At 70.0% G+C, this 15,014-nt stretch carries 13 protein-coding genes; 4 read left to right on the top strand and 9 right to left on the bottom strand.

Annotation, left to right across the window (positions count from 1 at the left end):
- Nucleotides 1–179: 179 nt before the first annotated feature.
- Complete coding sequence (locus NPA30_RS15735; RefSeq protein WP_256803718.1) at nucleotides 180–626, top strand: hypothetical protein; 447 nt, start codon at nucleotides 180–182, stop codon at nucleotides 624–626.
- A gap of 50 nt (nucleotides 627–676) precedes the next feature.
- On the opposite strand, the gene NPA30_RS15730 is transcribed toward NPA30_RS15735, so the two are convergent.
- The 6 genes from NPA30_RS15730 to NPA30_RS15705 all read right to left on the bottom strand — a co-directional run bounded on the left by NPA30_RS15730 (nucleotide 677) and on the right by NPA30_RS15705 (nucleotide 8,345).
- Nucleotides 677–1,783, bottom strand: coding sequence for an ABC transporter ATP-binding protein (locus tag NPA30_RS15730; RefSeq protein WP_256803717.1), 1,107 nt, complete (start codon nucleotides 1,781–1,783; stop codon nucleotides 677–679).
- Nucleotides 1,784–1,837: 54 nt separating this feature from the next.
- Nucleotides 1,838–2,665, bottom strand: coding sequence for a carbohydrate ABC transporter permease (locus tag NPA30_RS15725; protein WP_256803716.1), 828 nt, complete (start codon nucleotides 2,663–2,665; stop codon nucleotides 1,838–1,840).
- 1 nt (nucleotide 2,666) lies between these two features.
- Nucleotides 2,667–3,539, bottom strand: a complete 873-nt coding sequence (locus NPA30_RS15720; RefSeq protein ID WP_256803854.1) for a carbohydrate ABC transporter permease — start codon at nucleotides 3,537–3,539, stop codon at nucleotides 2,667–2,669.
- A gap of 215 nt (nucleotides 3,540–3,754) precedes the next feature.
- On the bottom strand, nucleotides 3,755–5,020 hold the full coding sequence (locus NPA30_RS15715) for an ABC transporter substrate-binding protein (RefSeq protein WP_256803715.1): 1,266 nt from the start codon (nucleotides 5,018–5,020) through the stop codon (nucleotides 3,755–3,757).
- A gap of 183 nt (nucleotides 5,021–5,203) precedes the next feature.
- Nucleotides 5,204–7,102 carry a GumC family protein gene (locus tag NPA30_RS15710; RefSeq protein WP_256803714.1) on the bottom strand — a complete coding sequence of 633 codons (1,899 nt, stop codon included), beginning with the start codon at nucleotides 7,100–7,102 and terminating at the stop codon, nucleotides 5,204–5,206.
- Between the two features lie 103 nt (nucleotides 7,103–7,205).
- Nucleotides 7,206–8,345, bottom strand: coding sequence for an endo-1,4-beta-xylanase (locus NPA30_RS15705; protein WP_372338836.1), 1,140 nt, complete (start codon nucleotides 8,343–8,345; stop codon nucleotides 7,206–7,208).
- Nucleotides 8,346–8,388: 43 nt separating this feature from the next.
- On the opposite strand from NPA30_RS15705, the gene NPA30_RS15700 reads away from it, so the two are divergent.
- The gene (locus tag NPA30_RS15700) at nucleotides 8,389–9,675 is read left to right on the top strand and encodes a lipopolysaccharide biosynthesis protein (protein WP_256803713.1); all 1,287 of its coding nucleotides are present in this window, start codon (nucleotides 8,389–8,391) and stop codon (nucleotides 9,673–9,675) included.
- On the opposite strand, the gene NPA30_RS15695 is transcribed toward NPA30_RS15700, so the two are convergent.
- The 3 genes from NPA30_RS15695 to NPA30_RS15685 are packed head-to-tail and all read right to left on the bottom strand — an operon-like array spanning nucleotide 9,647 to nucleotide 12,551.
- Nucleotides 9,647–10,537 carry a DUF6492 family protein gene (locus tag NPA30_RS15695; RefSeq protein ID WP_256803712.1) on the bottom strand — a complete coding sequence of 297 codons (891 nt, stop codon included), beginning with the start codon at nucleotides 10,535–10,537 and terminating at the stop codon, nucleotides 9,647–9,649. The two genes, NPA30_RS15700 and NPA30_RS15695, sit on opposite strands and share 29 nt — an antisense overlap.
- Nucleotides 10,534–11,325 carry a WecB/TagA/CpsF family glycosyltransferase gene (locus NPA30_RS15690; protein WP_256803711.1) on the bottom strand — a complete coding sequence of 264 codons (792 nt, stop codon included), beginning with the start codon at nucleotides 11,323–11,325 and terminating at the stop codon, nucleotides 10,534–10,536. Before NPA30_RS15690 ends, NPA30_RS15695 begins: the two co-directional genes overlap by 4 nt.
- A complete protein-coding gene (locus tag NPA30_RS15685; protein WP_256803710.1) occupies nucleotides 11,325–12,551 on the bottom strand; it encodes a glycosyltransferase family 4 protein in 1,227 nt (408 codons plus the stop codon). The genes NPA30_RS15690 and NPA30_RS15685 overlap by 1 nt, the downstream gene beginning before the upstream one ends.
- A gap of 158 nt (nucleotides 12,552–12,709) precedes the next feature.
- Here NPA30_RS15685 and NPA30_RS15680 point away from each other — a divergent pair, with 158 nt between their 5' ends.
- Entirely contained in the window at nucleotides 12,710–13,690 is a 981-nt protein-coding gene (locus NPA30_RS15680; RefSeq protein ID WP_256803709.1) for a glycosyltransferase family 2 protein, read from the top strand.
- Nucleotides 13,659–14,969 carry an O-antigen ligase family protein gene (locus tag NPA30_RS15675; RefSeq protein WP_256803708.1) on the top strand — a complete coding sequence of 437 codons (1,311 nt, stop codon included), beginning with the start codon at nucleotides 13,659–13,661 and terminating at the stop codon, nucleotides 14,967–14,969. The genes NPA30_RS15680 and NPA30_RS15675 overlap by 32 nt, the downstream gene beginning before the upstream one ends.
- Nucleotides 14,970–15,014 lie beyond the last annotated feature (45 nt).

The raw sequence follows: 15,014 nt of genomic DNA, 5'->3' as shown, positions 1-15,014 counted from the left end.
ATCCTGCTGCGTATGCAGGCGTCATTCGATCTCGCACAGGTTCGACTCAGGGAGTCGGACATCAAGGTGGAACGGCTCGCAGGCGCCTGAACGGGCACTCCCTCACATTCTCGCACGCCCGTTAAGCGAACCGACACGCGCGTGGCAGATGATCTGTGCGTCGAACCGAGGCGAGGCGCATGACCGGCGTGGTCGACGGCATTAAAGGCAGCGCCCGGACGGTCCGGTCGAGCGTCCGGCTGCTCTTCGGCGGGCTCGGCTGCGTCTTCGCGGTCAGCAGCGGCTGGGGCGCGGCGCAGGCGCTCCTCGACGGCAATCCGCCGATGTTCGCGCTCCTCACGATCTCTACGGCCCTGTCCGCCTGGCGCGGCTGGGTCGATCTGCGCAAGGCCGGGCTCTCCCGGACGGCGGCGGCGACCGCGGGGCCAGCGAACCATGACACCCGATCCTCCCCGAGCGAAGCGATCGATCTGCGCGACGATGCGGCGCTGCGCGCGGCGGCCGCGCGCGCCCGTGCTCGCTTCGAGCCGCCGGTCTCCAGCGCGGCGGCTCGTGTGGCGCCGAAGTCACGCCCACGGCCGGCCGCAGGCCCGGGCCGCCCGAGCTTCGGCCGACGGCCCGGCTGACCGCCCGCCACCACCAGCACCCGGCGGGCGTCAGGACCGCGCCGCTGCTGTCAGGCGGCCAGCCGCATCCGCTGCCGGATCGCCCGCCCGTCGCTGCCGAAGAGATGCAGCGCCTCCGGCCGGGCCGAGAGCGCGATCGTGGTGCCTCGCTCCAGCGGCACGTCGCCGGCGAGCTTGGCCGTCAGCGGCTTCTCCCCGCCGGTGTCGAGGTAGACGAGCGTGACCTCGCCGAGCTTCTCGACGAGCGTGACGACGCCCCGGAAGAGGCCATCCCCTCCGGCCGGGGCGAGCGTCAGATCTTCCGGCCGGACGCCGAGATGGACGGCCTGCCGGATTGCCGCAGTCGGCGTCGACACCGGCACAGAGACGAGCGCGCCACCCTGCGGCTTCACGCGCGTCGTCTCGCCGGTCGCCTCGATCGTCGCGGGCAGCACGTTCATCGCCGGCGAGCCGATGAACTGGGCGACGAAGAGGTTGTCCGGGCGCGCATAGAGCTCCATCGGCGAGCCCACCTGCTCGACATGGCCCTTGTTGAGCACCACGATCCGGTCGGCGAGCGTCATCGCCTCCACCTGATCGTGGGTGACGTAGATCATCGTCGTCCCCTCCATGCCCTCGTGCAGCCGGGCGATCTCGATGCGCGTCTGCACGCGCAGGGCCGCGTCGAGATTGGAGAGCGGCTCGTCGAACAGGAAGACGCGCGGGTCGCGGGTGATCGCCCGGCCGATGGCGACGCGCTGGCGCTGGCCGCCGGAGAGCTGCTTGGGCAGCCGGTCGAGATAGGGCTCGATCTGGAGGAGCCGCGCCGCCTCGCGCACCCGCCGGTCGATCTCCGCCTTGCCGGCCTTCTCGAGGGTCAGGCCGAAGGCCATGTTGTCGTAGACGCTCATGTGCGGATAGAGCGCGTAGGACTGGAACACCATCGCGATGCCGCGCCGCTTCGGCGACATGGCGTTGACCACCTCGCCGTCGATCTCCAGCGTGCCGCCGGTGATGTCCTCGAGCCCGGCAATGACCCGCAGCAGCGTGGACTTGCCGCAGCCGGACGGGCCGACGAAGACCACGAACTCGCCCGAGCGGATGTCGAGATCGATGCCGTGCAGCACCTCGACCGCGCCGTAGGCCTTGCGCACGCCGGTCAGCTTCAGGGTCGCCATCCTCGCCTCCTCAATCCTTGCTTTCCGCCCTCGGGCCCGGCCCGCTCGACCGCCTCATCCCTTCACACCGCCGGCCGTCAGCCCCGAGATGATCTTGCGCTGGAAGATCAGGACGAGGGCGATCAGCGGCACGGTGACGATCACCGAGGCCGCCATGATCGTGCCCCAGGGCACCTCCTGCTCCGAGGCGCCCGAGAGGAGCGCGATCGCCACCGGCACGGTCCGTGTGTCGTTGTTCGACACGAAGGTCAGCGCGAAGAGAAACTCGTTCCACGCGGCGATGAAGGCGAGGAGGCCCGTCGTCACCAGCGCCGGCCACATCAGCGGCAGGAACACCCGGGTGACGATCGTGAAGGGCGAGGCGCCGTCGACGATGGCGGCCTCCTCGATCTCCACCGGCAGGTCGCGCATGAAGGTGGTCAGCACCCAGACCGTGAAGGGCAGAGTGAAGATCATGTAGGCGAAGATCAGCGACAGGAGCGAGTTGTAGGCCCCGGCGGCCCGGACAATCTCGAACAGGCCCGCCAACACCGCGATCTGCGGGAACATCGAGACTGCCAGGATCGTCAGGAGCAGCAGCGAGCGTCCGGCGAAGTTCACCCGCGACAGCGCATAGGCCGCCGTCACCGCCAGGAACAGCGAGATCGCCACCACCACGCTCGCGACGATCACCGAGTTCAGGACGTTGAGCGGGAAGACCCCGTTCGACAACACGCCGGCATAGTTGGCGAACGAGACGCTCGTCGGCAGGTAGTCGACCCGGAACAGCGCCGTGCCCGACTTCAGGCTCGTCAGGATCGCATAGTAGAAGGGGAAGACCGAGAAGAGCACGATGAACGCGACAAGCGCCCAGAAGCCCGTCTGGCGGAGGACGGCCGGCATCTCAGCGCCCTCCCCCGAGCTCGAGCCGCGCTGCCTTGATGTAGACGAGCGTGATCATCGCGATGACCAGGAACAGGAAGGTCGAGGCGGCCGAGCCATAGGCGAACTTGTCGAACTGGAAGAGGTTCTCCTGAGCGAAGACCGACATCGACTTGGTCTGCGAGTTGTTCGGCGTCAGCACGTAGATGAGGTCGAACACCCGCAGCGCGTCGAGGGCCCGGAAGATCACCGCGACGAGGATCGCCGGACGGATCAGCGGCAGCGTCACCCGCCAGAACACCTTCACCGGGTGGACGCCGTCGATCTTCGCCGCCTCATAGATGTCGCCCGGCACCATCTGCAGCCCGGCGAGGATGAGCAGCGCCATGAACGGCGTCGTCTTCCACACGTCGACGATGATCACCGCCCAGATCGCGGTCTCGGGCGATGCGGTCCAGGCGATCGGATGGGCGATCACGCCGATCGACTGGAGCATGTCGTTGAGGATGCCGAACTGGTCGTTCATCATCCAGGCCCACATCTTGGCCGAGACGATGGTCGGGATCGCCCAGGGGATCAGCACCGCGGCGCGGACGAGGCCTCGGCCGGGGAACGGCGCGTTGAGGACGAGCGCGAAGACGAGGCCGAGCACCGTCTCGATGGCGACCGAGATGACGGTGTAGCGGACCGTGTTCCAGACCGCGCCCCACCACTCGCCATCGGCCAGGAGACCGAAATACTCGCCGGTGCCGTCGCCGTAGTCGACATATTCGAGATAGTTGCGCAGGCCGACGAAGTGGGCGCCGGAGAGGTCGTCGAGGCTGGCGTCGGTGAAGGAGAACCAGATCGTGCGCGCAAGCGGCCAGGCTGCGACGAGGGCGAGCACGACCAGCATCGGCGCGAGGAAAAGCCAGGCCGAGCGCCGCCGCTGACGCGACAGCTCCGACTTCAGGGCCGGCCGCGCCACCGCCTGCAGAGCATGACGGGTCGGCGGCGCACTCGAATGCACCTGTGCCATGGCCTCCTCCCAGAGCCCGCTACGTCCTCACGTCACCCCGCGCGCCTCCTCCGCACGCGTCACCCGATCCGGAGCCGTTCGCTTCCCTGTCCTCAATCCCAGGCGCTGCGCTTCAGCCGGCGCAGGCGCCCCTCGAGCTGCTTCAGCGCCGCCGCCGGCTCGATGCGCCCGGCCAGCGTCTCGTTGACGGCGGTCCAGAACTCCTTCGATACCTCGTTGTATTGCCCCTGCGTCGGCGCCGAGGGGCGCGGCACGGCGGCTTCCAGCACCGACTGCCACTGCGGCACGATCGGCTGCGCGGCCTTGATGTCGGGATCGCCGTAGAGCTCGGGCATCGTCGGCAGGCGGGCCTGGTTCACCGCCCGCTGCTTCTGCTGCGGCTCGTCGGCGAGGAAGGTCACGAGGTCGATCGCCTCCTTCTGGTGCCTGGAATATTTCGACACCGCGAGATTCCAGCCGCCGAGGCAGGCCGCCGACGTCTCGCCCTCGGCGGCCGGCAGCGGCACCACGCCGAACTTGCCGGCGACGGCGGAGTCCGAGCCGTTCGACAGCGCATAGGCGTAGGGCCAGTTGCGCATGAAGATCGCATTGCCGGTCTGCCAGACGCCGCGCGCCTCCTCCTCCTTGTAGGCAAGCACGCCGGTCGGGGAGACCGTGCCGATCCAGGAGCGCGCCTCGGCCAGGGCCGCCTCGGCCTTGGGGTTGTTGATGGTGATGTTGCCCTTGGGATCGACGATCTGGCCGCCGCCGTAGCTCGAGACCCACTCGAGCCCGTCGCAGGTCAGTCCCTCGTAGGGCGCGCCCTGGAAGACGAAGCCGACGAGCTGGCCGTTGCCGGCCGCGTGCTCCTTGTCGAGCACCTCCTGCGCCGTCGCCTTCAGCTCCTCCCAGGTCTTGGGCGGCTGCTTGCCGTATTTGTCGAGAAGGTCCTTGCGGTAGTAGAGGGCCGGCGCGTCGGTGTACATCGGCAGGGCGACGAGCTTGCCGCCCACCGTCTGCGACTGGATGATCGAGGGAAAGTGCTTGGGAATCTGGTCCTTCGCCGCCTCGGTGAGGTCGACGAAGTGGTTGGCGAGCTGCGGCGCCCAGATGACGTCCGTCCGGTAGACGTCGATGTCGGGATTGCCGGCCGACAGCCACAGCCGGTACTGCCCGAACTGGTCGGTTGTCGAGGCCGGCATCTCGACGATCCGCACGGTGTTGCCGCTCTGCTTCTCGAAGCGGTCGAGCGCGTCGCGCAGCTCGGTGATGTCCTTGCCGACCGAGCCGGACACGACCGACAGCTCCACCGCAAGCGCCGGCATCGCGGCGAGCAGTGACGTCAGGGCGAGAGCAAGGGTGGCGTCTTTGCGGCGCATGATCGATCCTCCCAGATCCGCACCGTCGCCGAGGAGACGCGATGCGTCGTTGTTGGCCGAACGGCCGACGGGCGGCCGCACAGGCTCCTCCTTGTCTGGGTAGCTTAGCGCATCGAGTGGAATTGCAAAGAGGCCTGAGACAAGCGCCGGACACGCGGTCCGCCGCTCGGCAGCTGCCGGACGCTACTGCGCGCTTTCGGCGTCGCGCCGGCGGCGGATCTCGGCGATCGCGCTGCGGACCGTCTTGATGTCGCGCTTGATCTCGTCGACCTCCTTCTCGACCCGCGCGGGCTGCGACGGCTCGGAGGCATAGGGAGCGGCGCGCTCCGCAGACAGGGCCCGCACCCGCTCGCGCAAGCGCTCGCGATCGTCTCCGCCGGGCGGAATCGGCGTATCGGGATGCTCGGCCTCCAGGTCGAGCTGCGCCTCGTCCGCCGCATCCATCGCCGGCGCCACCTCGATGTGCTGGCGGGGAGCCGGCGCTGCGAACTCGGCTTCGGCAGGGGCGATCTCGGCGGGCACGGGCTCCTCCGGCGTTTCCACCGATGCCTCCTCGACCCGCTCCCGCACCGTCTCGCGGCGCCGCACCGCAACCGGCGCCGGCACGGGCGCGCCGCGCAGGAGCGAAACACCCGCGATGAGGGCCGCGAGGGCGAGGCCCACGACGAGGCCCGCCGCCGCGCCCACCGTCGCGATGACCTTGCGCGACAGGCTGGAGGGCTTCAGCGGCTGGGTCGCATCCGAGATGATGCGGATGTTGGCGGTGTTGAGGCTCTCCTGCTCGCCGGTCTCGCGAGCGCGCAGGAGGAAGGCCTCGTAGACCGAGCGGGAGGCGTCGCGCTCGCGCTCGAGCTCCCGCAGCCGGACGAAGGCGCCGCTGGTCTCGACCTGCTTGGCCTTGAGGTCGTCGATCTGGCCGGCGAGGCTCTTCTCCGTCGCCTGGGCGCGGGCAAGCTCGGTCTGCGCCGCCGCGACGATCCGGTCGAGCTCGGCCTCGATGGCGCGACGCGCCGAGGCGAGCGCCTGCTCGCTGGCGATCCGCTGCGGATGACGGCTGCCGAGCTTGCTCGCGATCACCGCGTTCTGCTGGGCGAGGTCGGAGTAGGTCTGGCGCAGGCGCACCAGCGCCTCCGACTTCAGCTCCTCGGGCAACGTGCCCCGCACGACGTCCTCGACGCTCGCCTTCTTCATCGAGTCCGCCTTCACCTTCAGCGCCGCCATGTCGCCGCGGATGTTGGCGAGCTGGGTGTTGACGCGGGTGATGTACTCGTCGTCCACCAGCCGGCCGTTGACGCCGATCAGCTGGTTCTTGGCCTTGTAGTCCTCGACGGCCCGCTCGGCGTCGACCACGCGCTCGCGCAGCTCCTGCAGGCGCGAGGAGAGGGACGAGGTCGCGCGGCGGGCGGTGTCGGCCTGGATGCGGCCCTGCTCGTCGAGGAACACCGCGGCCACCTGATTGGCGAGGCGGGCGGCCTTGGCCGGATCGCTGCTCTTCACCGCGAGGTTGATGACGAAGCTCTTCGGCTCGCGCACCACCAGGAGGTGCTCGCGCAGGTTGGCCATCGTCACGAGCCGCACGTCGCCCTTCGGCGCCGAGGACGAGGCGAGGAACGGCACAAGCTCCTCGACGAGCGGGGCGATCCCCGTCCGCAGGGTGCCGTTGAACTCCGGATCGTGCGTCAGGTCCTCCTGGTCCATCACCCGCTCGAGCACGGTGTTGGAGGTGATCACAGCGCTCTGGCTCTCGATCAGCGCCAGCGTCGCCTCGCTCGGCAGGCCGTTCGGCGTGATCTCGTTCTGCACGACCTTCAGGTCGCGCGGATCCATCAGGATCTGCACGATCGCGGTGTAGCTTTTGGGCGTGGTGAAGGCATAGACGGCGGCGAAGGCGAAGCCGAGGACGGCCATCGCCAGGATCAGGGGCTTCAGTCGCCACACGGCCCGCGCGAAGAAGAGCGGGTCGAACACCGCATGGTCGGCCGGACGCGTTTCGGTGACGCTCTCGCCTGTCCAGTCGACGCTCCGACGGCGGTCCGCCTCCGGCGAGGCATGCTGGGACGTGGGGACGGCTGTCGTGAACATGGGCGCGTCTCGGCCTGCTGTTGGGGCCATCCATGGGGCCCGGTGTTCACGAGAATGCGCCGTCATGGAAAATAAAAGGTAAACCCGCCTGTAGATCGAGCGGTCAGAGCGCGGTGCGCAGACGGCGCTGCAGCCGCTCGAACCACGGCTTCGGCCGCAGTCGGGCGTCGAGCGGCAACGGCCGGGAGGGAGTGCCGTCGGGCCGTGGCATGGCGTCCGGGATCCAGGTGTAGCGGTCGGTGATGCCCCAGGTGATCACCGCCTCCGGCCGCTGCGCCGCGAAGACCGCGTCCATCAGGTCGCCGATGACGCGCCCGGCCGCGGCATCCTGCTCGGCCGGGCCGCCGCGGATCTTCCAGTCGATTACGTCGAGCTCGGTGACGAGGAGGCCGACGCCGAGCCGCTGCAATTCGCGACCGAACGCTGCCACGGCGTCGACGTCCACCCGCTGCTCGGCATAGAGGTGCCCCTGAAGACCGACCGCGTCGACGCGCAGGTTGTGGTCCTGCAGGCGGCGCACGAGATCCATCATCACCGCCCGCTTGGCGTCGTGCTCCGGCCCGGTGAACTCCAGATCGTAGTCGTTGAGGACGAGCCGGGCATGGGGATCGGCCGCGGCCGCCGCTCGAAAGGCGATGGCGATGTGGTCGATGCCGAGCCGCCGCATCCAGAAGGTGTCGCGCATCGGCTCGCCGGTCGGATCGTTGGCGATCACCTCGTTGGCGACGTCCCAGCTCGTCAGCGTCCCGGCGTAGCGCCCGGCAACCTGCTCGATGTGGTCGACGAGCACGCGCTCGGCCTCGAGGCCGGTGTCGATCGCCTCCACCCAGTCCGGCAGCGCGTTCCACCAGACGAAGCAGTGTCCGCGCGAGCGGCGGCCGTTGGCGCGCGCGAGGTCGATGATCTGATCGGCCCCCCAGAAGCTGAACTCCTCGCGCGAGGGCCGGAGCGCGTCCCATTTCAGCTCGTTCATCGGCAGGATGAGGTCGCAGTGGTCGAGGAAGGCCTGCCGGTAGGCCGGGTCCGACTGCATCAGGTCCGACTGCATCGCCGCCCCAAAGGGCACCCGCCCCGCCGCCCGGGCGACCGGAGGGAGGCTTGAGAGAGTCGCCGCAGCGAGGGCCGCCCCGCCGCGCAGCAGCGAACGGCGCGTTAAGGCCGATGCGCTAGAGTGATCCGACGGAAAGGCCGGCGCCGATGGCGGCGCGCCATCGAGGTGGACGTCTCGGTGCAATATTGCCATGTGGTCGCCCCTGCGGAGGGTTCGAATGATCGCCCCTGAGGGCATGTACAGGCTCATTAAGCGACACTTCGGCGTCGTGGTCGACTACGTGTCGCTGCTGGCCGGCTCGGCCGGCCGTCTGGTGCTGTCGCTCGCTTATTTCGTTTCGGTCGCCAATGCGCTGACGATCGCCGAGTTCGGCCTGTTCGCCACGGCCTCGGCGACGGGCATCGTCCTGTCGCGCATCGCCGGGCTCGGCTTCGTCTCGCCGCTCTACCGCATCGCCACGGTCAAGCCGCGGCTGATCGGCACCTACACGACGGGCCTGCTCGTCGCCTTCGGCCTCTCGGTGCCGCTCGTCGCCCTCGCGGCGTGGGCCTTCTACGCGCTGTTCTTTGCCGGCGAGATGCATCCCGCCGCCTTCGCGGCGATCGTCGTCGCCGAGGTCGCCTTCTGGCGCGTCCTCGAAATCGTGGTGATCGTCAACAACGGCATCGGCCGCTTCGCGCGCGGCGCGGCGATCGTCATCGTCGGCTCGGCGGTGCGCGCCGCCGCCGCGGTCGGCTTCGCCACCTTCGGCCACGCCGGGCTCCTTGCCTGGTCGCTCGTCTACATGGCCGCGAACGGCGTGGCGATGGCGATCGCCGTCCTCGGCTTCTATCCGACATGGCGGCTGCGCCTCGCCCCGCGCCTCTACGCCTCGCGCTGGCGCGACAGCCTGTCGGTCGCCGGCGCGGAAATTGTCTTCTACCTGCAGTCCGAGCTCGACAAGCTGCTCGTCCTCTCCTTCGGCGGGCCGCACATCGCCGGCATCTACGCGCTCGTGATGCGCCTCGTCGATCTGACCGCACTGCCGGTCCGCTCGTTCAACACGATGGTGGTGCAGAAGCTGATGAAGACGCCGCGCTGGCTCGACGGCTGGCGCATCCGCTGCGGCCTCGAGGGGCTCGTCGCCGCCGTCTCGGTGCTCGGCCTCGCCGCGCTCGGCGGCCTCCTGCATGTCTACCCGGACGCGCTCGGCCACAACGTCGCCGAGGCTGCGCCGCTGGTGCTCATCGCCCTCCTGGTGCCGGCCTTCCGCAACCTCGTCGAATATCAGAGCGAGCTCCTCTATGCGCAGGGCAAGACCACCTCGCGCGCGGCCGTGCTGGCCGTGGTCGGGCTGATCAAGGCGGCGCTTCTGATCCTGCTGTTCCGCCGCTTTCCGGACGAGACGGAATGGATCCTCGGGCTGAACGGCCTGTTCTTCGCGCTCTGGCTCGCCTCGGCGGCGATGACCTACACGCTGCTCGACTGGACCGGCTTCAGCCATGCCGGCCGCTTCAGGCCAATCCGGCAGCCTGCCGAATGAGGCGCGGGTCGGTGTCGGTGAAGGACTGGATGCCGACCGCGACCTGCGCCTCGCCGATCATGTCGGTGAAGGCCTTCAGTCCCTCGGCACTCAGCGCCTCGCCCTTCCAGTAGACGTGACACAGGCGGCGCGCGGTCGGCCGATGCCGCTCGGGCGTGGCCTCCGCCTCGTCGACGAAGCGGCCGTAGATCAGGCACTCCGACAGCGCCCGCGTGCCCGCGAGCGCCCGCAGAGCCGAGGCGCCGGTGGCCGCCTCGATCCGGTTCAGCATGTCGCGCACGGTGTCGCGCCGCCAGCCGATCACGGTGGCGATGTAGTCGACGTCCCCACCCTGCCTTCGAAGCCCGAGCAGCTCCCCTGCCTTGGCCGCCCAGGCCTGGTGGTCGGCCATGCCGCCGGTGATAGCACCGGGGTCGCGGAAGAACTCCAGCGCCTCGCCGTGCCACATCGTGCCGACGTCGAAGCCTTTGACGAACACCACGTCGGAGTCGCAGGAGACCATCGCGGCCTCGTCCATGACGCGCGCCATCGCGATGCGCCGCAGCTGCTGGACGTGCCAGCCGCGCAGCGGCGGCCCGAAGGGCGACAGCCAGAGCCGTCGGCGCCCGAAGGTCAGCGGATCGGGAAACACCCGCAGCCAGGAGGGCAGCAGCTCGCGCTCGTCGATCACCCGCCGCTTCGGCCCTTCGAGCGCGCGGAACACCGGCACGTCGGCGTGCTCGACAAGAATGTAGTGGCAGCTGTGGCCGGTGACGCGCGCATCGATGCTCGCGCACAGGAGGCGGCAGCGCTCGAGGTCGCCGCGATAGCTCGAGGTGACGAGCGCAGTCGCCGGATGGGACGCGGCGGCGGCAGCGCTCATGCGCGACGTGTCCGGCGGAGCTTTTCGGCCGCGACGCGGCCGAGGAAGCGGGGATTGCCGAGGACGTAGCGGCGCCACATGCGCTTCGGCTCCATGCCGAGTCGCCAGACCCATTCCATCCGGGCGCGGCGCACCATCTCCGGGGCGCGGCTGACCTTGCCGGCGGTGAAGTCGAGAAGCGCGCCGATCGACAGCACCAGCGCGGCGTGGCGCCGGTCGAGATGACGCGCGACGAAGAGCTCCTGGCGCGGCACGCCGAGCCCGACGAGCAGGACGTCGAGTTCGGCCGCCTCGAGCGCGGCGAGCACCGTGTCGGTCTCCTCGCCGGGCGCGAAGAAGCCGTCGGCCACCGGCAGAAAGCGATGCTGCGGCAGGCGCGCGGCGAAGTTGCTCGCCGCCCGCTCCACGATGCCGGGCTCGCCGCCGAGGAGTCCGATCCGCAGCGGCCGGCCGATCCCGGCGAGCAGCGCGGGGACGAAGTCGGTGCCGTTGAGATTTTCGGGGAACCGCGCGCCGAACAGCATCTGCGCGGCGATGTCGACGCCAATTCCGTCCGGCAGCACCACGAACTGCGCAAGGGCGCCGCGGTAGTCCACCCGTTCGGCCGCCAGATTCGCGCAATGGGCGTTGAGGAAGGCGACGCGCGTGAACGCGCGGGCTTCGAGCCGCTGCGCGAGAAGCGCGCGCGCCGCAGCACCGTCGATCGCCAGCACGTCGACGCCGAGGATCGCGCGCCGCGGCAGCGCGAGCGCCGCGATGTCCGGGACGGGGGGCGAGACGGCCAACATCAGCCGAGGAACTGCGCGTCGCGCACGATCGCGGCCGGCAGCTCCTGCGCCGGGACCGTGCCGGACAGCGCCCGTTCGAAGCGCGCGAGGCCTTCTCCGACCGCCGCCTGCAGCGCCGCCTCCTGCCGGCGCACGAAGGCGCGGCCGTCGAGCCGACCGACGCTTCCCTCCCGCTCGGCCCGCACGAGCGTGACCAGCGCCTCCGCGAAGCTCCGCGGGTTGTCGGCGACCCGCACGTTTCCGGGCACGTAGTCGGCGCCACGCAGCGCCGAGGACGTCGCGACCGCCGGCATCCCCTCCTCGAAGGTCTCGATGGTCTTCAGCTGGACGCCGGTGCCGCCCCTGGTCGCGAGCGCCATCACTCGCGAGGCTCGCACGAACGCCTGCGCGTCCGGCACCCGGCCGACATAGGACACGTTGGCCGGTGCGGCCGGCGGCGACCCGTCGAAGCGGCCGGCGACTGCGACACGCAGATCGCCCGGCAGCAGCGGCGCCACCTCGCGCACGAACCAGTCGAGCCCGACACGGTTCGGCGCCCAGCTCCAGGTGCCGATCAACCCGACGTCGTGGTCGCGCCGTCCGTCGTCTTCGCGCGGCGGCCGGCCGATCGACAGGGTCAGCGGCAGGCATTTGCGGTTCCCGCCGAGCCCGAGCTGGTGCTGGTCGTCCTCGCTCAGCGTGTGCACGACCACCGCCTCGCGGCAGAGCCGTGCCTCGGCCTTCTCGAGCAGGCGGGCCTCGCGTGCGTAGAGCAGGCGCTCCATCGCGCTGCGCCCGTTGCGGGCGTTCTCGGCCGCGGAATGATGCTCGACATTGTGAGCGACGAAGATCGACGGCTTCTCGGTCACCAGGAACGGGAAGGCGGTCGGCATCTGGATCGAGTTCAGGACGTAGCCGTCCACCGGTCCCGCCTCCCTCAAGCGGCGCCGCAGCGCGTCCGGCGAGAGAACGGCGAGCTTGGCGGCGGCGACCGGCAGATCGCTCGCCATGGCGCGCGCCACCCAGCGCAGCTTCTGCGCCGGGCCGACGGCGGCATTCTCGATGGCGAGGGTGCCGAGGTCGATGCGATCCGGCCCGCCGCCCTCGGCGCCCGGCCGGGTGAAGCCGGCAAAGCTCAGCCGCACGCCGTTGGCCCGCAGCGCCTCGATGATCGCTCGGTTGGCGATCTCGAAGCCCGTCGACGGCGCCTCTTCAGGCAGCAGCGAGCTGATGAACAGGAGATGCAACGGCCCACTCCGCTCAGGCGATGCGGCGGGTTTAGCACGTCTGTCTTGCGATCGCCCTAACCCGGTCGCTCAAAAGAGGATCACGAGCTCTGTCGATCTTCAATGCTTCTTCACGCTTGCAATGCTTCACTGCCGGGCATCGTCAGGAACCCGCCTTCATGCAGGAAGCGATCACGATCGAGGTCCGCACGCCGCGCCTGCGCGAGCCGGAGCCGCGCGTCGTCGTGACGCTTCCCACCTTCCGGCGGCCGGAGCATCTGCGCCGCACGCTGCAGTCGCTCGCGGTCCAGGCGACCGATCGGCCCTTCGCCGTCGTCGTGATGGAGAACGAGGCCGAGGCGCGCGAAGGTCTTGCCGCGGCGCGGTCGCTGATCGAGGCGGCAACGCCGCGCGGCCTCGTCCTCGTCGCACACGCGCGCGGCAACTGCTCGGCCTACAATGCCGGCTGGGCGACGGCGCTTGCCGAGTTCCCGGCGATGGAGCACCTCCTCGTCATCGACGACGACGAGGTCGCCCCGCCCGACTGGATCGCCAGGCTCGTCGCAGCGGCGGAGGCGACCGGCGCGGACCTCGTCGGCGGCCCGCAGCTGCCGGACTTCGAGACCCCCTCCGGCGCCCGCTACCGCCGCCATCCGGTGTTCACGCCGCACTACGACACGACCGGCCCGGTGCCGATCCTCTACTCCTCCGGCAACGTCCTCATTCGCCGGCGGGTGCTGGAGGCGATGGGGCCGCCCTTTCTCGACACCGCCTTCAACTTCGTCGGCGGCGGCGACAGCGACTTCTACACGCGCTGCCGGGCGAAGGGCTTCCGCTTCGCCTGGTGCGCCGAGGCGCCGGTGTACGAGACGGTGCCGGCGCGGCGCACGGAGTTCTCCTGGATCAACGCGCGCAGCCTGCGCAACGGCTCGCTTTCGGCGATGATCGAGGCCCGCAGCAACCCAGGCCCGACCGCGCGGCTGCGACGCCTCGCCAAGAGCGCCGCGCTGCTCGCCGCCAGCGCGCCCCGCGGCATCGCACTCGGCTGGCGCACCGGTTCGCCGGTCGCCGGCCTCTACCACCTGCAGGTCGCGCTCGGCCGCTTCCTCGGCGAATTCGGGAAGATCAATGAGCAGTATCGGCGTCCCGAACAGAATTGAGCGGGTCGGCGGCCTCGACGCCGCCGGCTGGGCCGACCTCGCCCGGGTGCTGCTCGCGGCAGCGGTGCTCTTTGCGCTGCTCATCACCCTCACGCCCTTCGCCGTCACCTTCAGCGGCAACATCGACAGCGGCGCGCTGGTCAACCAGCTCGGCTATTCCGGTCTCGCGGCGGCGGTGATCGCCGGCCATCTCGTCTTCACCGAGCGCTACGTCCTCGCCTCGCTCTGCCGGCCGACCTGGCTCCTGATGTTCGCCTGGCTCGCCGCCAGCGCCTTCTGGGCCGCCGAGCCCGACAACGCGCTGCGCTCGGCGCTCTTCACCCTCCTCGCGATGCTCTCCGTCACCGGGGTCCTCTGCTTTCCGAAGGACCCGCGCGCCTTCCGCATCGCCCTGCTGCTCGCGGTGCTCGGCGCGCTGCTCCTGTCCTATTTCGGGGTTCTCGCGCTGCCGGGGCTCGCGATCGACGACGGATCGGACGAAGGCGGCGTGCATGCCGGCCTGTGGCGCGGCGTCTATTCGCACAAGAACGTCGCCGGCGCGGTGATCGGCAGCCTGTTCTTCTGCGGGGTCTATCTCTGGCGCTGCGGCCATCGCCTGACCGGCATCGCTATCGCCCTCCTGTCGGTGGTCTTCGTGCTGAAGACCGGCTCCAAGACCGCGACGCTGCTGCTGCCGATGGTCGCCGGCATCGTCGTCGTCCTGCGGCTCTTCGCCGGCCGCACGCTGCTCGCGCTCGGCATCCTGGCGACGTTGATCGCCATGGGCCTCCTGACGCTCGGCACCGTCCTGTCGCCGGCGCTGAACGACATCCTGCAGGCCATCGCCCCCGACACGACCTTCACCGGCCGCATGGATCTGTGGCGCTTCGCGCTCGAGGTCTTCCAAGGGCACGAGTGGACCGGCTTCGGCCTCAACGGCTTCTGGCAGACGCCAGCGGTGGGCGACACCGAACGGAACTTCGAGCTGTCCTGGGATCCGCGCGGCAGCCCGAACGCGCACAACGGCTATCTCGACATCGCCATCTCGATGGGCTGGCCGGGCCTCGCCCTCGCCGTCCTGGTGCTGGTGATCATGCCGCTCGTCGACTACGTGCGGACCGGCCGGGACCTGGAGAGCCGGCGGCTCGCCGACCTCTTCCTCATGATCCTGACCTATCTCCTCCTCAACGCCTTCCTCGAAAGCTTCCTGTTCGAGCGTGCGAACCCGATCTGGATGCTGGTCTGGTTCGCGGTGGCGGGGCTGCGGCTCCTGTCGGCCAACCGGGTGCGACCGGCCTGACGCCGCGTCGCGTCCGACAGAGCGCCGTTGCGACGACGCTCTGGC

Source organism: Mangrovibrevibacter kandeliae, assembly GCF_024519155.1.
Taxonomy (GTDB): domain Bacteria; phylum Pseudomonadota; class Alphaproteobacteria; order Rhizobiales; family Rhizobiaceae; genus Mangrovibrevibacter; species Mangrovibrevibacter kandeliae.
The sequence above is the reverse complement of the archived record's forward strand: the minus strand, read 5'-3'. Positions and strand labels throughout refer to the sequence as shown.